13 protein-coding genes are annotated in these 20,982 nt (G+C 75.1%); 7 read left to right on the top strand and 6 right to left on the bottom strand.

Features of this window, described 5'->3' with window-relative positions; genetic code table 11:
• Nucleotides 1-246 precede the first annotated feature (246 nt).
• Nucleotides 247-813 (bottom strand): MarR family transcriptional regulator, encoded by a 567-nt coding sequence (locus QK442_RS16085; protein ID WP_282694630.1) that lies wholly within the window; start codon nucleotides 811-813, stop codon nucleotides 247-249.
• A 154-nt stretch (nucleotides 814-967) separates the two neighbouring features.
• Between QK442_RS16085 and QK442_RS16090 the strand changes: the two genes are divergently transcribed.
• Nucleotides 968-2,236: an MFS transporter gene (locus tag QK442_RS16090; RefSeq protein WP_282694631.1), complete on the top strand. Its 1,269-nt coding sequence runs from the start codon at nucleotides 968-970 to the stop codon at nucleotides 2,234-2,236.
• 10 nt (nucleotides 2,237-2,246) lie between these two features.
• Here the strand turns inward: QK442_RS16090 and QK442_RS16095 are convergent, their stop codons facing one another.
• Both QK442_RS16095 and QK442_RS16100 read right to left on the bottom strand, forming a co-directional pair.
• Nucleotides 2,247-3,884, bottom strand: a complete 1,638-nt coding sequence (locus tag QK442_RS16095) for a SpoIIE family protein phosphatase (protein WP_282694632.1) — start codon at nucleotides 3,882-3,884, stop codon at nucleotides 2,247-2,249.
• A gap of 139 nt (nucleotides 3,885-4,023) precedes the next feature.
• Complete coding sequence (locus QK442_RS16100) at nucleotides 4,024-5,418, bottom strand: NAD(P)/FAD-dependent oxidoreductase (protein WP_282694633.1); 1,395 nt, start codon at nucleotides 5,416-5,418, stop codon at nucleotides 4,024-4,026.
• A gap of 323 nt (nucleotides 5,419-5,741) precedes the next feature.
• Here QK442_RS16100 and QK442_RS16105 point away from each other — a divergent pair, with 323 nt between their 5' ends.
• Together QK442_RS16105 and QK442_RS16110 are read left to right on the top strand one after the other, a co-directional pair.
• Entirely contained in the window at nucleotides 5,742-6,584 is an 843-nt protein-coding gene (locus QK442_RS16105; RefSeq protein ID WP_282694634.1) for a helix-turn-helix domain-containing protein, read from the top strand.
• Between the two features lie 206 nt (nucleotides 6,585-6,790).
• Entirely contained in the window at nucleotides 6,791-8,860 is a 2,070-nt protein-coding gene (locus tag QK442_RS16110; RefSeq protein ID WP_282694635.1) for a sigma-70 family RNA polymerase sigma factor, read from the top strand.
• Here the strand turns inward: QK442_RS16110 and QK442_RS16115 are convergent.
• The 3 genes from QK442_RS16115 to QK442_RS16125 form a co-directional block, all read right to left on the bottom strand.
• Nucleotides 8,847-12,122: a BTAD domain-containing putative transcriptional regulator gene (locus QK442_RS16115; protein WP_282694636.1), complete on the bottom strand. Its 3,276-nt coding sequence runs from the start codon at nucleotides 12,120-12,122 to the stop codon at nucleotides 8,847-8,849. The two genes, QK442_RS16110 and QK442_RS16115, sit on opposite strands and share 14 nt — an antisense overlap.
• Before the next feature lie 86 nt (nucleotides 12,123-12,208).
• Nucleotides 12,209-12,805 carry a Uma2 family endonuclease gene (locus QK442_RS16120; protein ID WP_282694776.1) on the bottom strand — a complete coding sequence of 199 codons (597 nt, stop codon included), beginning with the start codon at nucleotides 12,803-12,805 and terminating at the stop codon, nucleotides 12,209-12,211.
• Nucleotides 12,806-12,909: 104 nt separating this feature from the next.
• Entirely contained in the window at nucleotides 12,910-15,144 is a 2,235-nt protein-coding gene (locus QK442_RS16125; RefSeq protein ID WP_282694637.1) for an asparagine synthase-related protein, read from the bottom strand.
• A gap of 744 nt (nucleotides 15,145-15,888) precedes the next feature.
• Between QK442_RS16125 and QK442_RS16130 the strand changes: the two genes are divergently transcribed.
• The 4 genes from QK442_RS16130 (at nucleotide 15,889) to QK442_RS16145 (ending at nucleotide 20,970) form a co-directional block, all read left to right on the top strand.
• Nucleotides 15,889-17,331 carry an MFS transporter gene (locus QK442_RS16130; RefSeq protein WP_282694638.1) on the top strand — a complete coding sequence of 481 codons (1,443 nt, stop codon included), beginning with the start codon at nucleotides 15,889-15,891 and terminating at the stop codon, nucleotides 17,329-17,331.
• 115 nt (nucleotides 17,332-17,446) lie between these two features.
• On the top strand, nucleotides 17,447-18,631 hold the full coding sequence (gene lhgO, locus QK442_RS16135) for an L-2-hydroxyglutarate oxidase (RefSeq protein ID WP_282694639.1): 1,185 nt from the start codon (nucleotides 17,447-17,449) through the stop codon (nucleotides 18,629-18,631).
• Nucleotides 18,632-18,751: 120 nt separating this feature from the next.
• Nucleotides 18,752-19,471, top strand: coding sequence for a tRNA (guanosine(46)-N7)-methyltransferase TrmB (gene trmB / locus QK442_RS16140; RefSeq protein ID WP_282694640.1), 720 nt, complete (start codon nucleotides 18,752-18,754; stop codon nucleotides 19,469-19,471).
• A 206-nt stretch (nucleotides 19,472-19,677) separates the two neighbouring features.
• Entirely contained in the window at nucleotides 19,678-20,970 is a 1,293-nt protein-coding gene (locus tag QK442_RS16145) for a PrsW family intramembrane metalloprotease (RefSeq protein ID WP_282694777.1), read from the top strand.
• The last annotated feature ends 12 nt before the right edge of the window (nucleotides 20,971-20,982 follow it).

Below are 20,982 nucleotides of genomic sequence, written 5' to 3' on the forward strand. Positions count from 1 at the left end.
TTCTTCCCGGCCGTTGGGCCGTTCCGACGTCTCAAACCTTAGCGGATCCCCTCGGTGACTCATAATCGAGCCGTTCGAATTGAATTACGGCATGCCGGAATTCATCCCGTGAGGGAGATCGTGCTGGGTTGAGGTGATGCCGCTATCGCGGCGGGATGGCTGTCGCAGAACCGTTCCGGCTCCGTGACAACTCGGAGAACATTACGCGTCCCGCAGGGGAGTGTCAACCCGCGCCGGGTGACGTCCTCAGTCGAGGTCCGTGAGCCGGCCGCCCGCGTCGGGCTGGGTCAGTTCCACCCTGCGGAGCAGGCGGATCAGGGCGTCGCCCAGGGCGCCGCGCTCCTCGGTGGAGAGGTCCTGGAGGAGCTCCTCCTCGAAGTCGGTGGCCATGCGCATCGCCTCCAGCCACTTCGTACGGCCCTCGTCCGTCAGCTCGACGATCACGCGGACGCGGTTGGTCTCGTCGCGGTCGCGGGTGACCAGGCCCTCGCCGGCCATGCGGTCGATGCGGTGGGTCATGGCGGCGGGGGTGAGACCGAGGCGCTTGGCCAGTTCGCCCGGGCCCAGGCGGTACGGGGCGCCGGAGAGGACGAGGGTCTTGAGGACCTCCCACTCCGCGTTGCTGATGCCGAGGTCGGCGAGCTGGCGGCCGTACGCCACGTTCATCCGGCGGTTCAGCCGGCCCAGGGCGGAGACCACCTTCTCCACCTGGGGGTCCAGGTCGCGGTACTCGCGCTGGTAGGCGGCGATCTGCTCGTCGAGCGTCGGCTCCTGCGGTTGCTGCGGGGCGGACCGCTCGGGGGTGTCGGACATGCGGGGAGTATCCCACGGCGCTCGTTGGCGTTGAAGTCCTTCCATGTGTACTGTTAAGGATCGAACTTTAGGGTTTAAGTCTTCAGGGTTCAGGCGTACAGGTCTGAAGCCGCGAGCGAAGTGGGTGAGTGTGACCAAGGCGAGGGGCGCGGCGATGCGCCGGATTCAGGCGGGCAGCGCGCTGAGCGCGTTCGGACTCGGTTTCACCGTGCCGTACCTCTATGTGTACGTGGCGCAGGTGCGGGATCTGGGCGCGACGACCGCGGGTGTGGTGCTGGCCGTCTTCGCCATGGCCGCGCTCGTGGTGCTGCCGTTCAGCGGGCGGGCGATCGACCGGCGCGGGCCCGTGCCGGTGCTGCTCGTGGCCTCGGCGCTCGCCGCGGTCGGGGCCGTCGGGATGGGGCTCGCGTCGAGCATGCCGGCCGCCGTGGGGGCCGCCGCGCTGCTCGGTGCGGGGACGGCGGTGCTCCAGCCGGCGCTGGCCACGATGATCGTGTGGTGCTCGGAGCCCACCGGGCGGACCCGTGCCTTCGCGCTCCAGTTCTTCCTGCAGAACCTCGGTCTGGGTGTCGGCGGTCTGATCGGCGGCCAGCTCGTCGACGTGAGCCGGCCCGACAGCTTCCTGCTGCTGTTCTCGATCGAGGCGGCGATGTTCCTGGTGCTCGCCGCGGTGGTCGGCACCGTGCGGACGGCCGGTGCGCCGGCGCTCCAGGGACCGCGGCCCGCCGGGGGCGGCAAGGGCGGGGTCCGGGCGCTGCTCGGCCACAAGGCGATGGTGCAGCTGTGCGTCCTCGGCTTCGTCCTCTTCTTCGCCTGCTACGGGCAGTTCGAGTCGGGTCTGGCCGCGTACGGCACCGAGGCCGCGGGCATCGCACCCTCCGCGCTCGGGATGGCGCTGGCCGCCAACACGGCGGTGATCGTCCTCGCGCAGTTCCTGGTGCTGAAGTTCGTGGAGCGCCGCAGGCGCACCCGGGTGATCGCGGCCGTGGGTCTGATCTGGGCGGTGGCGTGGATCATCGCCGGGTACGCGGGGCTCGGGCACGGCAGCCAGGCGATGGCGACGGCCGCGTTCGTCTCCACGTACGCGCTGTTCGGGCTTGGCGAGGCGATGCTGTCGCCGACCGTGGCGCCGCTGGTCGCCGATCTGGCGCCGGAGTCGATGGTGGGCTCGTACAACTCGGCCTTCGCGCTGGTGAAGCAGCTGGCGCTCGCGGTGGGTCCCGCGGTGGGCGGTCCGATGGGCGCTTCGCTGCACGGGCCGTACATCGTGACCTTCGTGCTGTTCTCGCTGCTCGTGACCGTGCTCGCGGTCCGGCTCGGCAGGCTGCTCACGCCGGTGCAGGACCGGCCGGCGCTCGCCGCGAAGCCCTCGCGGGTGGTGGCGCGGCACCGGCCGGAGAAGGAGACCGCCGCCGCTGCCTAGTCCCCGCTGTCTAGTCGGGCAGGGCGAACTCGCACCACACCGCTTTGCCGCCGCCCGGGGTGCGGCGGCTCCCCCAGGACGAGGCGATCGTCGCGATGATGGAGATCCCGCGACCCGCCTCGTCCTCCGTTTCCGCCCGGCGGCGGCGCGGCAGGTGGTCGTCGCCGTCGGTGACCTCGATGATCAGGCGGCGGTCGGTGCGGCGCAGCCGCAGGCGCATGGGCGGGGTGCCGTGCTGGAGGCTGTTGGCGACCAGTTCGCTGGTGGCGAGGACGCCGAGGTCGCGGAGTTCGACCGGGAAGCGCCAGGAGGAGAGGACGCCGGAGGCGAAGGCACGCGCGCGTGGGGCGGCCTCGACGCCGCCGAGGAGTTCGAGGGCGGCGTTGTGGAAGAGCTCGGCGTCGGCGCCGTCGCGGGCGGGGTGCTGGACGACGAGGACGGCGACGTCGTCGTCGTGCTCGGCGGTGACGCCGAGGGCGCGGAGCAGCCGGTCGCAGATCACCTGGGGGGTGCCGGCAGCTCCGGCGAGCGCGCGGGCGAGGGCCTCGACGCCCTCGTCGATGTCCTCGCGGCGGCGCTCGACCAGGCCGTCGGTGTAGAGGACGGCGGTGGAGCCGGGGGGCAGGGCGATGGAGCCCGAGGTGTGCAGCCAGCCGCCGGTGCCGAGCGGGGGTCCGGTGGGGTCGCCGGCCTTGCGGACGGTGCCGTCCTCGTCGCGGACGAGGATCGGGAGGTGGCCGGCGGAGGCGTAGAGGAGCTTGCCCTCGTTGGGGTCGTGGACGGCGTAGACGCAGGTGGCGATCTGGCTGGCGTCGATCTCGGCGGCGAGGCCGTCGAGGAGCTGGAGGACCTCGTGCGGGGGCAGGTCCAGGCGCGCGTAGGCCCGGACGGCGGTGCGGAGCTGGCCCATGACGGCGGCGGCGCGGACGCCGCGGCCCATGACGTCGCCGATGACGAGCGCGGTGCGGCCGGCACCGAGGGTGATGACGTCGTACCAGTCGCCCCCGACGGCGGCGTCCGCGACGCCGGGCTGGTAGGTGGCGGCGATCCGGAGGTCGTCGGGCTGCTCCAGCTCCTGCGGGAGGAGGGAGCGCTGGAGGGTGACGGCGGTCTCGCGGTGGCGGCGCTCGCTGGCGCGGAGCCGCTCGGCGGCCTCGGCGTGGTCGGTGACGTCGACGGCGTGGACGAGGACGCCGCCGCCGTCGAGCCGCGGGCTGTCGACGGGCAGGCAGGTGACGGTGTACGAGCCGCCGTCGGCGGTGCGGCGGGACTTCACGGTGCGGGGCTTGCCGCTGCGGAGGACCTGGTCGAGGAGGGGCAGCAGGCCGAGGTCCTCGGCCTCGGGGCAGGTGGCGGCGACGGTGGCGCCGACGGTGCGGGAGCCGAAGGCGGAGGCGTACGCCTCGTTGACGTACGCGATGCGGTGCTCGGGGCCGTACACGAGGGCGACGAGGCCGGGGAGGCGGCCGAGGAGGTCCCGTACGGAGAAGTCCTCCAGGGCGGGGACGTCACCGGGGTCGGCGTCCTCGGCGGGGTGCTCCGCCTGCGGACCGTACTCACCGCGGGCGGCGGGCACGGAGCCTTCGGTCCCCCGCGCCGCGCGGCGCTGCGTGCCGGGGAGCCGGGCGCTCCAACGGGTGAAGTTCACGGATCTGTATGCCTCGTGGTGTCGGTGCCGTGCGGAGTCACGCTGTGCAGGTGTGAGCCCACCTATGGTCACACGTCCAGTGTGGACGAGTGCACTGACAGTGATGTCAGGCCCTGATGTCGGGCGGTCGTGCCAGGGGTCACGGCTTGTCGTTCCCCTCGGGGTCGGGTCCGGGGGGCGGGGGTGGTGGCGCGGCGGCGAGTTCGAACTCGGCCCTGGGGTGTTCGAGGGAGCCCAGGGAGACGATCTCCCGTTTGAAGAGGCCGGAGAGGGTCCATTCGGCGAGGACGCGCGCCTTGCGGTTGGCGGTGGGTATCCGGCTGAGGTGGTAGGCGCGGTGGATCAGCCAGGCCGGGTAGCCCTTGAGCTTGCGTCCGTAGACGTGGGCGACGCCCTTGTGGAGGCCGAGGGAGGCGACGGAGCCGGTGTACGCGTGCGCGTACTCCTTGAGGGGGTGGCCGCGGAGGGAGGCGGCGAGGTTCTCGGCGAGGACCTTGGCCTGGCGGACGGCGTGCTGGGCGTTGGGGGCGCAGGGGGTGCCGGGTTCCGCGGCGGTGACGTCGGGGACGGCGGCGGCGTCTCCGGCCGCCCACGCGTGGGGGGTGCCGTCCACGGTGAGGTGGGCGGTGCAGCGGATCCGGCCGCGTTCGTCGAGGGGGAGGTCGGTGGCGGCGAGCACGGGGGCCGGTTTGACCCCCGCGGTCCACACGACGGTACGGGTGGGCAGGCGGGTGCCGTCGCTGAGGACCGCGATCCGGTCCTCGCAGCTGTCGAGGCGGGTGCCCAGGCGGATGTCGACGTTGCGGCCGCGGAGCTCGCGGATCGCGTACCGGCCCATCTCGTCGCCGACCTCGGGGAGGATCCGCCCGGCGGCCTCGACGAGGACCCATCGGAGGTCCTCCGGCTTGATGGTGGGGTGGTAGCGGGTGGCGTACCTGGCCATGTCCTCCAGTTCGGCCAGGGCCTCCACGCCCGCGTAGCCGCCGCCGACGAAGACGAAGGTGAGGGCGGCGTCGCGGAGGGCCGGGTCGCGGGTGGAGGAGGCGATGTCCATCTGTTCCAGGACGTGGTTGCGCAGGCCGATGGCCTCCTCGACGGTCTTGAAGCCGATGCCGTGCTCGGCGAGGCCGGGGACGGGGAGGGCTCGGGAGACCGAGCCGGGGGCGAGGACCAGTTCGTCGTAGGTGAGGGTGGCCGGGCCCGCGCCCTCCTCGTCGGTGGCGAGGGTGGTGAGGATCGCGGTGCGCTTGGCGTGGTCGATGGACTCGGCCTCGCCGATGAGGATGCGGCAGCGGTCCAGGACGCGGCGGAGCGGGACGACGACGTGACGCGGGGAGAGGGAGCCGGCGGCGGCCTCGGGCAGGAACGGCTGGTACGTCATGTACGGGTCGGGGGTGACCACCACGATCTCGGCGGCGCCGCTTCCGAGCTCCGTCCTGAGCTGCCGCTGGAGGCGCAGCGCGGTGTACATGCCGACGTAGCCACCGCCGACCACGAGAATGCGCGCAGGTTCGGTCACCGTCCCATGAGGCATCGCCGTCCGGGGTTTGTCCACAGGCTCGGCGAATTGTGTGACCGGAGGGGTGGGGAGGCGCGGGGTGGCGCGTGTGACGGGCGGGGGGACGATGACGCAGGTCACGGCGGGCGGGGGCGGCCGGTCACGGGGTGGGAAACCGGTGACTTCGGTGCCTTGCTCCGATCGGGGGGCGCACCGTACGGAACTCCCCCTTCTGAATTGACCCGGACTCAACTATGTTCGTAGTTCGTCGGGGAGCCGGATCCGGCGTGCGCGCGGACCGATGCGCACTTCGGCCGGGAACCCCGTATCAGGGCGGGGAGTCTCCGGGGGGAGACATCATGAGCGGGGGAACGCTTATGCAGATTCAGGATTCTCGTTGGCAGTCCGTGGTCGGGGCGGAGCGGGACGAGCGGGGTGCGGGGGCCGTGGCCGCCGTGCCCGTGGCCGGGAGCGCGCCGGCCGGCGGCACCGTCGTCGGTGCCGGCACCGTCGTGGGCGGTCCGGCGGCGGGCGGGCGTTCGGCGCCGCTGCGGGTGGACGCCCAGCGCAATCTGGAGCACGTGCTGCGTGCCGCGCGCGAGGTCTTCGGCGAGCTCGGTTACGGGGCTCCGATGGAGGACGTGGCCCGTCGGGCCCGCGTCGGCGTGGGCACGGTGTACCGGCGCTTCCCCAGCAAGGACGTGCTGGTGCGGCGGATAGCCGAGGAGGAGACCGCGCGGCTGACCGAGCAGGCGCGGGCCGCGCTCGGGCAGGAGGAGGAGCCGTGGTCGGCGCTCTCCCGGTTCCTGCGCACCTCGGTCGCCTCGGGTGCCGGACGGCTGCTGCCGCCGCAGGTGCTGCGGGTCGGTGTCGACGAGGCCCCGGCGGCCGCGGTGGACGGGGACGCGACCCGGGTGCCGTACCAGCGGGGTCTCGGCGAGCCGTCGGACACGCGCGTGGTGGCGCCCCGGGCGGTGCCCGTGGACGAGCGGGACGACGCGGGGGCCGCGGAGCTCCTGGAGGTCGTCGGCCGGCTGGTGGAGCGGGCCCGTGAGGCGGGTGAGCTGCGGACGGACGTGACGGTGGCGGACGTGCTGCTGGTCATCGCCACCTCGGCCCCGGCGCTGCCGGACGCCGCCCAGCAGGCGGCGGCCTCGGCCCGGCTCCTGGACATCCTGCTCGAAGGACTGCGTTCGCGGTAACGAACCGTCGGCCGGTGCTTGTCGGTCCGCCGGTCCTCTGGGCCGGGCGGGCCGACGAGCGTGACACGAACGCGTGAGCGGTTACGCCCGGGTGCGGGAAGTCGCCCCGGACGAGTGGTAAGTCGTCGTGGCGCTTCGACGTGCCCGCACCCTGTGGCACTCTTGCCCGGTGTTCGGGTCTGCGCAGGCGTACGGGGGCTTCCGCGATGAGCGGTGAGGGTCGGGACGATCCGCTGGGCGGTGGCGGTGCCACGGAGGCCGAGGGCCTGCCCGCCCGCCAGGTGCCGAGCCAGGGAGGCCCGCTTCCCACCGGCGCGCCGCACGGCCCCGGCTCACCGCACGGCCCGGACGAGCCGAGCGTTCCGCAGCAGCGCGAGGGCAGGCCCGCGGGCGCCGCGCCCGTCTCCGTACCGGGCCCCGGCACCGACGACGTACCCCTGCCGCCCGCGGACGACGGCGAGGGCGTGCTGCCGCCGCCCCGGGAGCTGCCGCCCTCCGACGCCGATCTGATCCGGCGCATGCGGGACGGCGACGACACCGCGTACGAGGAGCTGTTCCGCCGTCACTCCGAGGCCGTGCGGCGGTACGCCAGGACCTGCTGCCGGGACGCGCACACCGCCGACGACCTCACCGCCGAGGTCTTCGCCCGCACCCTCCAGGCCGTCCGCGGCGGCGCCGGGCCCGAACAGGCCGTCCGCGCCTATCTGATGACCACCGTCCGGCGGGTCGGCGCGGCCTGGGCGAAGACCCAGAAGCGCGAGCACCTCGTCGAGGACTTCGCCGTCTTCGCCGCCGACGCCGCCCGCGCCTCCGAGGTCTCCGACCAGACGGCGTCTTTCGGAGCGGGCATGGACCTCGGCGCCGAGGTCCGGGCCATGCAGGAGGCCGAACAGTCGCTGGCCATGCAGGCCTTCCGCTCGCTGCCCGAGCGCTGGCAGGCCGTCCTGTGGCACACCACCGTCGAGGAGGAGTCGCCCAGCGAGGTCGCCCCCCTCTTCGGCCTGACCGCCAACGCCACCGCGGTGCTCGCCAGCCGCGCCCGCGAAGGGCTCAAGCAGGCCTACCTCCAGGCGCACGTCAGCCAGTCGCTGACCGCGGGCGGCGACTGCGCCCGGTACGCCGACCGGCTCGGCGCCTACGCGCGCGGCGGCCTGCGGATGCGGGCCGAACGGGGGCTGCGCAAGCACCTGGAGGAGTGCGCCAAGTGCCGGGTCGCCGCCGGTGAACTCGCCCATGTCAACGCGGGCATCCCGGCGCTGCTCCCGGTCGCGGTCATCGGCTGGTTCGCCGCCGGCTACTCCCTCAAGGCCGCCGGTGTCGTCGCGGGCGGCGCGGTGGGCGCGGCCGGGGCCGGGGCCGCGGCGGCCGCCACCGGCGGGTCGACGTCCGGCGCCGCCTCCGGCGGGGCCGCCGCCGAGGGGCTCGGCGCGCCCGCGAAGGCCGGGATCGCCGCCGCCGTGGCCGTCGCCGCGGCGGCCGGGCTCGTCTGGGCGATGAGCGGCGACCCGCAGCCGGTCGCCGCGCCCAGGCCGACGCCGCCGGCCGTCACCCCCGCCGCCCCCGCCGCACCGGTCGAGCCCCCGCCGCCGTCGGCGAAGCCCTCGCCCCGGCCGGTCCCGCCCCCGCCGCGCGCGCCGGAACCCACGCCGACACCGACTCCGACACCGGCCCCTGAGCCGACACCGACTCCCAAGCCCACGCCGACGGTGAAGCCGACGCCCCCGCCGCCCAGCCCCAAGCCGACGCCGACGCCGACGCCCACGCCTTCACCCACGCCCTCCCCCACTCCTACGCCCACACCGCCTCCGACGACGCCTCCCCCGCCGCCGCCCGCGCCCGCCTTCTACCGGGTCGACCGGCTGGAGTACGAGGCGTTCGGCGACGGCACCGCGCCCGAGGTCGTCAAGGAGGACGGCACCTGGATGTGGTCGCGCCAGGGGATGTCGATCAACGACAGCTCGTACGCGTACGGCGTCAGCGTGCACGCCCCGTCCTCGCTGCTCATCCGGCTCAACCGGCAGTGCACGAGCTACGACGCGCTCGTCGGCGTCGACGACCTGAGCGTCCCGCTCGGGCCCGGCGGCGTCCGCTTCTCCGTGTACGGGGACGGGGAGCGGCTCTGGCGCTCGCCCGTGGTCCGGCCGGGCGATCCGGCGCTGCCGGTGCACGTGCCCCTCGACGGGCTGTCCACGCTCCGGCTCGTGGTGGAGGAGCACACGCCGTTCGGGCAGGCCGCCGTCGCCGACTGGGCGGAGTCCCGGATCAGCTGTTCCTGACGGCCGCGGCGGTACCGGGGGTGTACGGCTCAAGCAGGGTCAGGATCTCCTCGGGGGTGAGGCCGGCGCCGGCGGCGCGGGCGGCGGCGAGGCCGTCCTCGCCGAGCGCGGCCCGGCAGGAGGCGAGGATCGCCTCGGCCTCGCGCCGTTCGGGCACCGAGCGGGGTGTGTCCTGCCGCCAGGTGTCGACGGCGGCCGCCACGCGCGCGCAGAGCGCCATGTCGCCGGCCCGCTCCAGGGCGAGGACGAGGCCCTCGGCGAGGCCGATCACGATGATGTCCGCGCAGTGGCCGCCGAGGGCGGTGCGCAGCGCCCCGGCGGCGGCCGTGACGGCGGCCGGGCCCGCGCCCTCGTGGGCCTCGATCCGGGCGACGAACCCGTCCAGGGCGATGGCGAAGTGCGGCGGCGGGGTGCCGGTGCGGAGGTGCGCGCCGGCCGAGGTGATGTGGGCACGCGCGCGTGCGGGGTCGTTCCGTTCGAGGGCGAGGACGGCGCGCAGGAAGTCCACGTAGGCGAGGGCGTCCCGGAGGTGGAGCCGCTCGGCCTCCCGCGCGGCCTCTTCGAGGCCGCGCTCGGCGGCGGCCGTGTCCCCGTCGCGGTAGGTCAGTTCGGCGAGGCGGGCGATGAGGAACGGGGCCTCGGCGTGGGCGCCGACCTCGCGGGCGAGCCCGAGGGCCTCCTCGTACGCCTCCCTGGCCTCGCGGCGGCGGCCCCGCGTCATGTTCGCCTCGGCGGCGGCCGAGGCGACCTGGGCGCCCATCCAGCGGTCGCCGACCCGGCGGCAGAGGGAGCGGAGTTCGGCCAGGTCCTCGTCGACACCCTCCAAGCCGCCGGGCATGTCCACGATCATGTGGGTGCGGAACATCAGGCTCACGCCGATCTCCCAGTCGCCGCCGTGGCGGCGGCAGATGTCGACGCCGGAGTCGAGGAGGGCGCGGACCGTCGACGGTTCCTCGGTGAGGTACGCGGTGAACGGCCAGAGCAGGCCGGGGAAGCGGGCGGACTCCGGGCCGGGGTCCTCACCGAAGGCGTCCCGCACGCGGCGGACGAGCGCGAGGGTCTCCGGGTTCTCGCGGAGGTCGCCCGTGTACATGTTCTCGTCCTCCATGCCGAGGAAGAGGGAGAGCAGCCGCAGGTGCATGCGCGGCCAGTGGCGGGGGTCGGTCGGATCGTCCTGGTCATCCGGATCGTCGCCGAGGCGGAGGGCGCGGCGGGTCCAGGACAGGCCCTCCGTGCGGTAGTTGCGCAGCCACCAGAACCAGCCCATGGCGAGGACGAGGCGGAAGCCCGCGATCTCGTCGGGGGAGGTGACGAGGGTGCGGTGGAGGGCGGCCCGGATGTTGTCGAGGTCCCGTTCGAGCCGGTCGATCCAGGGCAGTTGCTCGCCGGATCGGAGCTTGGGTTCGGCCTCCTCGACGAGGGCGGTGAAGTGCGCGGTGTGGGCGGCCTCGGCGGCGGCGAGCAGCGCGGGGGTCTCGGCGGCGCGCTCGGCGGCGTACTCGTGGATGGTCTCCAGGAGGCGGTAGCGCATCTCGCCGTGGTCGGTGGGGGTGGCGACGACGAGGGACTTGTCGACGAGGGCGCCGAGGGTGGTGAGGGTGTCGGCCTCTCCGGGGGAACTCCCTCCCGGGGAGGGCGCGTGGACGGCTTCGGCGGCCGGGAGGTCCCAGCCGCCGGTGAAGACGGAGACCTGGCGGAGCAGGGTGCGTTCGGCCGGGTCGAGCAGGTCCCAGGACCAGTCGACGACCGCGCGGAGGGTCTGCTGGCGGGGCAGCAGGGTGCGGGCGCCGGAGCTGAGGAGCTGGAAGCGGTCGTCGAGCCGGTCGGCGATCTGGCGGGGGGTGAGCAGCCGCAGGCGGGCGGCGGCCAGTTCGATGGCGAGGGGCAGGCCGTCGAGCCGACGGCAGATCTCCGCGACGGCGTCGGCGGTGTCGGCGCCGTCGACAGCACGCGCGTGGTCCCGGTCGAAGGCGGGGCGGACGGCGCGGGCCCGCTCGGTGAAGAGCCGGTGCGCGGGGGCGGGCGGCAGCGGCTCGACGGGGCGGACGGTCTCGCCGGGGACGCCGAGGGGTTCACGGCTGGTGGCGAGGACGCGGAGGCCCGGGCAGTGGGCGAGGAGCGTCTCGGCGAGGGCGGCGGCCGCGTCGACGACGTGCTCGCAGTTGTCCAGGACGAGGAGGAAGGAGGGGCGGTCGGCGAGGTGTTCGACGAGGTGGGCGGTGGGGTCGTCCTGGAGGGCGGTGCCGTCGCGGGTGATCAGGTTGATCTCGCGGAGGCGGAGCGCGGAGAGGACGGCGCCGGGGAGCGCCTCCGGGTCGTCGAGCGGGGCGAGTTCGGCGATCCACGCGTCGGGTCCCGCGGCCTGCCGGGCCGCCTCCTCGGCGAGCCGTGTCTTCCCCGACCCGCCGGGCCCGGTGAGCGTCACGAGCCGGGACCGGCCGAGGTCGTCCCTGAGGGCGGCCAGTTCGGGCTCCCGGCCGACGAAGGAGGTCAGCCGGGGCCGGATGTTGCCGCCGGTGAGGGCGGGTTTCGCCGGGTGCGCCGGGTCGGGGTCGAGGAGGTCCCGGTGGAGGGCGGCCAGTTCGGGGCCCGGGTCGGTGCCGAGGGCGTCCGCGAGGGTGCGGCGGGCCGTCTCGTACGCGGCGAGGGCGTCGGCGTGGCGGCCCTCGGCGCGCAGGGCGCGGATGAGCTGGGCGTGGAAGCCCTCGTCGTACGGGTACGCGGCGGTCAGCTCGGTCAGTTCCGGTACGAGCCCGTCGACGGCGCCGCGCCGCAGGTCGGCCTCGACGCGGCGGCGCAGGGCGGCGAGGCGCTGGGCCTCGGGCCGGACGCCCGCCGGTCCGGGCAGGTCGGCGAGGGCGGGGCCGCGGAAGAGCCCGAGGGCCTCCCGCAGGAGGGCGGCGGCCGTTTCCGGGTCGCCGGCGTCGAGACGGGCGGCGGCCTCGGCCGCGCGGCGCTCGAACACGTACAGGTCGATGTCCTCCGCCCCGGCGGCCAGCCGGTAGCCGGGCCCGGCCGTGGCGGTGACGGCCTCCCGGCCGAGGATCCGGCGGAGGCGGCCGACGAGGGCCTGGAGCGCGGCGGGCGCGTCGAGTGGCGGCTCGTCCCCGTACACGTCGTCGACGAGTTCCCCGACCGGCACGGCCCGTCCCCCGCGCAGCGCGAGCGCGGCGAGCAGCGCCCGCAGGCGGGCACCGCCGAGGGGCAGGGGGGCGCCGTCGGGTCCGAGGGCCTCGGTGGTGCCGAGGATGAGATACCGCACCGGCCCATTCTTGCCGCCGGGCGCGCCGGGCGCCTCGGGGTTTCCCCTGGGCGGTCCCTGAGCCGCGCCGGGGTCCGCTTCTCAGGTCAGAACTCCGCGGTGTCCAGGGTGAAGCCGAGCGGGGCGGGGAGGGGGACTTCGGTCCCCAGCTTGTGGATGGACTTGTGGGTGTAGTCGTCGGCGTCGGGCTCGGAGCAGACGACGGCTTCGCCGGCCTCGCGGTCGATCATCAGGTAGACGGGGATTCCGGCGCGGGCGTAGGCCCGGATTTTCAGCACGCGGTCGCGGCTCGCGGTCGAGGCGGAGGTGACCTCGGCGACGAGAAGGACGGCGTCGGGGGCGTGCCAGTCCTGCTTGTCCCCGAAGCTTCCTTTGGGAGCGATCGCGAGGTCCGGGATGACACGGACGGTGTCACCCGTCCCTGGGAGGCTCAGGCCGATGCCGGTGTAGCGGCCGAGCCCCTTGTCATGGTCTCGGACCTGACCACTCAGCTCCGACACGATCTCCTCGTGCTCGCCGTTGGCCGGAGGTACCACGTAGATCTCCCCTTCGATCAGCTCCACGCGCCAGCCCTTGGGGGCCTGCGCACTGAACAGCTCGAAGGTCTCCTCGACAGTCGCGCCTTCGCGGTCGTCCGGTTCCTCGGACACGCTGTCCTCCGGAAGCGGAACCGGCAGCGGCATGGCCATGCTGGACCTCCTTCGCTCGGTGCGACGCTCTCAGCTTAGGACGGGTGTCCGGGGCCTGGTCAGGAACGCGTTCACTCGAACGGGTGTGCTGTGACGTTTCAGCGGGCCGGGAGGGACCGGGAGGCCGGGATCAGGGGACCCTGGACCGCGCGCGGGGCGCGCGGGGTGGCCGTGTCGGTCCAGCAGGAGCCTCGGCGGGCGAGGAGGCGGCGGAGCCAGAGTTCGGTGGAGATCAGGTCGGCGAGGCCGTCGAGGGGGACGCGGGCGCCGTCGGCGGCGGCGCGGAGGGCTTCGCGGACGGTGCCCGCCTCGATGAGGCCGGCGTCGGCGAGGAGGGGGGCGTCGAAGAGGGCGAGGAGGTTCGGGAGGGCGGCACGCAGGCCCGCGCGGGCGGTGGCGGCGGAGACCGCCGGGTACGGGGCGCCCCAGCCGGGCGGCAGGTCGCGGATGCCGGTGTCGGCGAGGACCGTGCGCAGGACGCCGGCACGCGCGTCGGGCTGGACCCGGAGCGCTTCGGGCAGGTCCCTGCACGCGCGGACGACCTGGTTGTCGAGGAAGGGGGCGTGCAGCCGCTGGCCCCGGATCTCGGCGGCCTGTTCCAGGACCCGGTGGTCGGCGGCGGCCCGGGCGAGGGCGGCACGCGCGCGTGCCTCGCCGGGGCGCTGGACGGCGGGCGGCAGGGTGGCCGCGCGGTGGAGGCGGGCCGACACCTCGGCCAGCGCCTCGCCGGTCAGCCAGCGGGCGGCGGGGCCCGGACGGGACCAGGCGAGGGCGGAGAGCGAGGCGGCCAGGGGGCCGTGGGCGTCGGCGGGGGCCCGGTTGGCGTCGAGGACGTGCCGGGCGGCGGTCTCCAGGCCGGTCCGGTAAGGGGTACGGGCGAGCCTGCGCGCCGCGCGGTAGACGGTGACCGGCACCAGGAAGGCGCCCGCCGACGGGCCGGTCGCCCTGGCGAGGGCCGTCACCGGGCGCACCAGGGAGCGGCGCCGGCGGTCCATCAGGAGGTCGGCGAGGCGCGCCGGGTGGGCGTCCATGACCTGCCGGGCGCCCAGGCCGGTGAAGTGGTCGGCGCTGCCTCCCGCGAGGCGCCTGCGGTGCCGTTCGGCGGTGACGAGCGCGGGCCCCGGCTCGTCGGTGAGCGGCCCGTCGAGGGCGGCGTACGGCAGGGCCTCCTCGCCCGCCGTGACGACCACGTGGCGCAGCCGGGGGTCGGCCGCCAGCTCCCTGGCCCGCTCCAGTTCGGCCGTCCGGCCGGGCCCAGGCCTGGTGGCGAGGTCGTTGAAGGTGACGGCGAGCAGCCGCTCCCCCGCGTCGGCGCCGTGTCCGAGGATCGTGCCGGGCACTCCGGGCAGTCCGGCGGCGAGCAGGGCCAGGGTGGCGGAGGCGCTGCCGCCGGACAGGTCGGCGCCGATTCCGGGCACGGGGCCCGCGCCGCGTGCCGCCCGCCGGTCCGCGGGCCCCATCCCGGGGACGGGGCCGGGGTCCGGCGGCGGTGCCTCGGGCGCGTGCCGGGGGGCGGTGAGCCGGGCCCGTACGGACTCCACGAGCGCGTCCCTGACCGCCTCGACGGCCTGCCGGGGGTCGGCCTGCGGCGCGGCGACGGCGAGCGAGGCCACCGTCTCGTACCCGGCGATCTCGCGGGAGCCCTCGCGCAGGATCAGCGCGTGGCCGGGCGGGACGCGGCGGACGCCCTCGTAGGGGGTGGTGTCGCGCAGGGCCTCCGGGGACTCGGGGCAGGCGAGGAGGGCGGCGAGGTGGCCGATGTCGAGCTGGGCCTCGACGAGGTCGGCGAGCGGGAGGGCGGCGGTGGCGTAGGCGGTGCCGCCCTCCCAGGGGGTGTGGAAAACGGGCCGGGCGCCCGCGAGGTCGCCGGTGACGGTGACCCGGCGGCCGGCCTTCACGACGGCGGTGTAGCTGCCGGGCCAGGCGGTGAGGTGGCGCAGGGCGCCGCCGCGCGCGGTGACGAGGCCGCGGCGGAGTTCGTCGTCGCTCGCGGCGCAGCAGCCGAGGACGGCGAGCCGGGTGCCGTCGTCGAGGGCGACCACCCGCACCTCGTCGGGGCGCCAGTCGCCGACCGCCCACAGCGGGTCGGGGTCGCCCCACAGGAGCTGTGCGCCCACCGGCTGCACCGTGCGCCCCCCGAGGCGGCCGCCGCTCTCGGCGTACGGATGCTCGCGGGGCGGAATTCCGGAGCCGTACGAGCCGGGGGCGTACGTGCCGGGGGCGTACGTGCCGGGAGCGTACGTGCCCTGGGCGCCGTTCACCGCCCCGGCGCGCGCTCCCGCGGTCGTGGCGTACCCCGCGGCGACACTGCTCCAGCCCACCAGCCATCGCATCGGCGCCTCCACGTCCGTTTCGGTGGGGACATGCTGCCATGACAACGGCGCACGGGGCGGGGTCCGGGTGCACGGGCCCGAAAGCCGAACGCGCCCCTGGCATGGGCCGGTTGGCCGGGCGATGGCGCCCGGCGGGCGGGCGGGTGACGCGACGGCGGGGGAGCGCGGGGCGCGCGGAAGGGGAGTACGGGAGGGGAGCGCGGCGGGAACGGTCGGCAGGGCAGGCCCTGCGGTCGGCCGTTTTCGGCTGAATCTCGCCCCTGGTAAGAGGTTTGATTGCCCGTCAGGCACAGAAGGGGAGGGTGCGGAAGCGTTCCGTCCACGCGGGGCCGCTCGCCGCGGCGCGCCCGCTCGCGGTCCGGGCGTGCGGCAGTCCGGGAGGCGACCCGCCCCCCGGCGCCGTCCGCCGCCCGCGGGGAAGGGGGCGGCGGTGTCCCCCAGCCCACCGGTACGGGACCCGGGCCCCAGGGGGCTCCGTCTCCCGGCCGGACGGGCCGACCCACGCAGCACCCATGGAAGCGCTCCCGGTCCCGAGCGACGAGAGCGCACGGCCGGGCGCACGGCCACACGGCCGGAGCACGTTCCGGCCGGAGGGCGCCCCCGGCCGGCTGTTCACACAACAATCTCGCCATACGGAACTCTGCCCCTTAACGGTGGGGATGCGGCGAACTACGCTGTGCTGACGAATGCCGCACGCCTATGCCCGGCGGCGCGGCGGCCGTCTGGATGTCGAGGGGTGGCGTCATGTCCAGGGAGCAACGCGGGCCGAACGAGAAGCTCGGCGCCGTTCTCGCCCTCGCGGGAATCAGCAACGCCGGCCTCGCCCGGCGCGTCAACGACCTCGGCGCCCAGCGCGGTCTGACGCTTCGTTACGACAAGACCTCGGTGGCCCGCTGGGTTTCCAAGGGGATGGTGCCGCAGGGCGCCGCCCCGCACCTGATCGCCGCCGCGATCGGCCAGAAGCTGGGCCGGCCCGTGCCGCTGCACGAGATCGGGCTCGCGGACGCCGACCCGGCGCCCGAGGTGGGCCTCGCCTTCCCCCGGGACGTCGGCGAGGCGGTCCGCGCCGCCACCGACCTCTACCGGCTCGATCTCGCGGGCCGGCGGGCCGGCGGGGGCGGGATCTGGCAGTCGCTGGCCGGTTCCTTCTCGGTCAGCGCCTACGCGACCCCGGCCTCCCGGTGGCTGATCACCCCCGCCGACCCGTCGGTGGAGCGGGAGGCCGGGCGGCCGGGCGGCGGGCCCGGACCGGACGGGACCGGGGAGCACGTGCGCGTGGGGCACAGCGACGTCGCCAAGCTCCGCGAGGCCGCCGAGGACGCCCGCAAATGGGACTCCAAGTACGGCGGCGGGGACTGGCGCTCCTCGATGGTGCCCGAGTGCTTAAGGGTGGACGCGGCGCCGCTGCTGCTCGGCTCGTACTCGGACGAGGTCGGCCGGGCCCTCTTCGGGGCGACGGCCGAACTGACCCGGCTCGCCGGGTGGATGGCCTTCGACACCGGGCAGCAGGAGGCCGCCCAGCGCTACTACATCCAGGCCCTGCGGCTCGCCCGCGCCGCCGCCGACGTGCCGCTCGGCGGCTACGTCCTCGCCTCGATGTCCCTCCAGGCCACCTACCGGGGCTTCGCCGACGAGGGCGTGGACCTGGCGCAGGCCGCGCTCGAACGGAACCGGGGGCTCGCCACCGCCCGCACCATGTCCTTCTTCCGGCTCGTCGAGGCCCGCGCGCACGCCAAGGCCGGTGACGGGCCCGCGGCGGCGGGGGCGCTGAAGTCCGCCGAGGGGTGGCTGGAGCGCTCCCGGGAGGGCGACGCCGACCCCACGTGGCTGGGCTTCTACTCGTACGACCGGTTCTGCGCGGACGCCGCCGAGTGCTACCGGGACCTCAGGATGCCGCGCGAGGTGCGGCGCTTCACCGAACAGGCGCTGTCCCGGCCGACCGAGGAGTTCGTCCGCTCGCACGGGCTGCGGCTCGTCGTCTCGGCCGTCGCCGAGCTGGAGTCCGGCAACCTCGACGCGGCCTGCGCGGCGGGCACGCGCGCGGTGGAGGTGGCCGGCCGGATCTCCTCCGCGCGGACCACGGAGTACGTACGGGACCTGCTGCACCGCCTGGAGCCGTACGGGCACGAGCCGCGGGTCATGGAGCTGCGGGAGCGGGCCCGGCCGCTGCTTGCCGCACCGGCGTGAGGGACGTGACGGAGCGCCCACGGTGTCCGCGGAAGCGTGACGCGCATCCCACGACGTGGGCGTTTAGCGGGAATGTCGGCGGGCCAGTGCACTATCAGGGGTGGGAGGTGGCGCTGTGTTCGACTGTGACGTGCTGGTGATCGGCGGCGGGATCGTCGGTCTGTCGACGGCGTACGCGCTCCAGCGCGCCGCCCCCGGCACCCGGGTCACCGTCCTGGAGAAGGAGGAGGGCCCCGCGCGCCACCAGACCGGGCGCAACAGCGGGGTCATCCACAGCGGCCTCTACTACCGGCCCGGCTCCCTGAAGGCGCGGTTCGCCGTCGAGGGCGCCGCGGAGATGGTCAAGTTCTGCATGGAATGGGACATTCCACACGAGGTGACGGGCAAGCTCGTCGTCGCCACCGAGCGCGAGGAGCTGCCCCGGCTGCACGCCCTGGTCCAGCGCGGCCGGGAGAACGGCATCCCGGTGCGCGAGCTCGGCCCGGCGCAGATCACCGAGTACGAGCCCCGCGTGCGGGGCCTCGCCGCGATCCACGTCGGCACCACCGGCATCGTCGACTACAAGTGCGTCGCTCAGCGGCTCGCCGACTCCTCCGGCGCCGAGATCATGTACGGGGCGGAGGTCACGGCCGTGGACCGGCGCCCGTGGGGCGTCGCCGTCCGGACCGCCGACCGACGGATCGTGCGCGGCAAGGTCCTGGTGAACTGCGCGGGGCTGCACTGCGACCGGGTCGCGCGGCTCGCCGGCGACGACCCGGGCATGCGGATCGTCCCCTTCCGCGGCGAGTACTACGAGCTGGCCGATCCCTCTCTGGTGCGGGGCCTGGTCTACCCGGTGCCCGACCCCGCCTTCCCCTTCCTCGGGGTGCACCTCACGCGGGGCATCGACGGCGGCGTCCACATCGGGCCGAACGCGGTGCCGGCGCCGGCGCGCGAGGGGTACGACCGGAGAACCGTCCGCCCCGCCGAGCTCGCCGGCACGCTCGCGTGGCCCGGCTCCTGGACCATCGCGCGCCGGCACTGGCGGTACGGCGCGGGCGAGCTGCGCCGCTCCCTGTCGAAGCGGGCCTTCACGGAGGCGGTGCGGCGGCTGCTGCCCGGCGTCGACGAGTCGGACCTGCGGCCCGCGGCGGCGGGGGTGCGGGCGCAGGCGGTGCTGCGGGACGGGACGCTGGTGGACGACTTCCTCATCCGGGAGGCGGAGCGGACGGTGCACGTCCTGAACGCGCCCTCGCCCGCGGCGACGGCGTCGCTGCCCATCGGCCGCGAAATCGCCCGCCGGGCGCTGGGGCTGCTGTAAGGCGCCCCGCGCGCGGGCAGCGCAGCCCGCAGCGGAAGGCCGGGGCGCCGTACCATGGGGCGCATTGTGGTTGAGGAGCATGAGAAGCGTAGTGAGGGCGTCGCTCGGCGGGGCAGTCGGATGTTCGCGCCCGGCGAGGGGCCCGCGCCCGACCCCGCGGGGGCGCACTTCGAGCGGCGGATCCGGAGTTTTCAGCCGCGGCGGAGCCGGGTGACCGCCGGGCAGGCCGAGGCGATGCTGAAGCGGTGGCCGGACTGGGGTCTGGACATCGACGGCAAGCGGGTCCTCGACCTGCGGGAGCTGTTCGGCGGACTGCCGGTCGTCCTGGAGATCGGTTTCGGGATGGGCGAGGCGACCGCGCAGATGGCCGCCGCCGACCCCGGCACCGGCATCCTCGCCGTCGACGTGCACACGCCCGGCCAGGGCAATCTCCTCGGGCTCGCCGACCGCAACGGGCTCACGAACGTCCGGGTCGCCAACGGCGACGCGATCATCCTGCTGCGCGAGATGCTCGACCCGGCCGCCCTCGACGGCTGCCGCGTCTACTTCCCGGACCCGTGGCCCAAGAAGCGGCACCACAAGCGGCGCCTCATCCAGCCCGAGTTCCTGACGCTGCTCGCGACCCGGCTGAAGCCGGGCGGGGTCCTGCACTGCGCCACGGACTGGGAGCCGTACGCGGAGCAGATGCTGGAGGTGCTGTCCGCGCACCCCGACTTCGAGAACACGGTCCCCGGCGGCGGCTACGCGCCCCGCCCCGACTTCCGGCCGCTGACCCGGTTCGAGGGCCAGGGCCTGGACAAGGGGCACGTCGTGCACGACCTGCTCTTCCGCAGGAAGTAGCGCCCTCCTCGGACCTCCCCTCCTCCGGTACCCCGTATCCCGTCGACCCTGTCGGTGCGGGTCGTTAGGGTCGGTCCGTGACGCATCCCTTCCCGCCGCCCCAGCCCGAGCCGGAGACCAGGCCGGAGACCGCGCCGCCCGCACGGCCCCCGTCGCTGCCCGCCCAGGCCGGGCCGCCGGCCGTCGAGGCGGTCGGCCACGCCGACGTGCCCGCGCGGGAGGGCGACGAGCCGTCGTTCGCCGTGGCCGCGGACCGGCGCCAGTGGCGGTACCGCCCGCGGCGGGCCTTCTGGCGGAGCCGGGTCGTGCGGGCCGTCGCCCTGATCACGCTGCTCGCGCTCTGCGCCCTGGTGATCCTGGCGCTGGTGCGGGAGCAGACCGGCACCGAGGGGTTCCTCGTCGGTCTGGGCCTCGCGGTGCTTCCCGTACCGCTGCTCATGGCCGCGTTCCGGTGGCTCGACCGGGTCGAGCCGGTGCCGTGGAAGAACCTGCTGTTCGCCTCCGCGTGGGGGGCGTTCGCCGCCGCCCTGGTCGCGATCCTCGCGAACTCCTTCGCCATCCGCTGGATCGCCACCGCGACCGCCGACCCGGGCTCCGCCGACGACCTCGGCGCCACCGTGATCGCCCCGGTGGTGGAGGAGTCCGCGAAGGCCGCCGCGGTCCTGCTGCTCTTCCTCTTCCGGCGGCGGAACTTCCGGAGCCTGGTCGACGGGGTGGTGATCGCCGGTTTCACGGCGACCGGCTTCGCGTTCACCGAGAACATCCTCTACCTGGGCAACGCCTTCGGCGAGGACCAGGACATCGGCGACGGCGGCATCGGCGCGATCACCGCGGGCACCTTCTTCGTCCGGGTCGTGATGTCCCCGTTCGCGCACCCGCTCTTCACCGTGCTCACCGGCATAGGCTTCGGCCTGGCCGCGCTCGCCCCGCGCGGCAAGCGGCTGCGGAAGGTGCTGCTGCCGTTCACCGGGCTGCTGCTCGCGATGGGCGTCCACGCGCTGTGGAACGGCTCGGCGACCTTCGGCGGCGCGCTCGCCTTCTACGCCGTGTACGCGATGTTCATGGTCCCGGCCTTCGGGCTGCTGACCTGGCTCGCCGTCTGGAGCCGGCAGAAGGAGCTGCGGACGATCGCCGCGGTGCTGCCCGCGTACGCGGCGGCCGGCTGGCTCTCCCCCGAGGAGCCGCTGGCGCTCTCCTCGATGCGGGCCCGTCGCACCGCGCGCCAGGTGGCGTCCCGTACGTACGGCAAGGCGGGGGCGCGGGCGGTCGGCGAGTACGAGTCCTTCGCCACCACCCTCGCCTTCCTGCGCGAGCGGGCCCGCCGGGGCACGGTCCCGGTGCCGGACTTCGCGGCCCGCGAGCAGGAGCTGCTGCACCACCTGTGGGAGCGGCGGGCGACGGCCTCGCCCGCGCTGTCGTACGCGGCGCGGGCCACCGGCCGGGTGTGGGTACCGCCGCAGTACCTCGACTACGGCGGCTACAACCCCTACAAGGGGTAGGCCCCGACGTGA

Origin of the sequence: Streptomyces sp. CC208A, from assembly GCF_030010625.1 — a bacterium.
GTDB lineage: Bacteria > Actinomycetota > Actinomycetes > Streptomycetales > Streptomycetaceae > Streptomyces.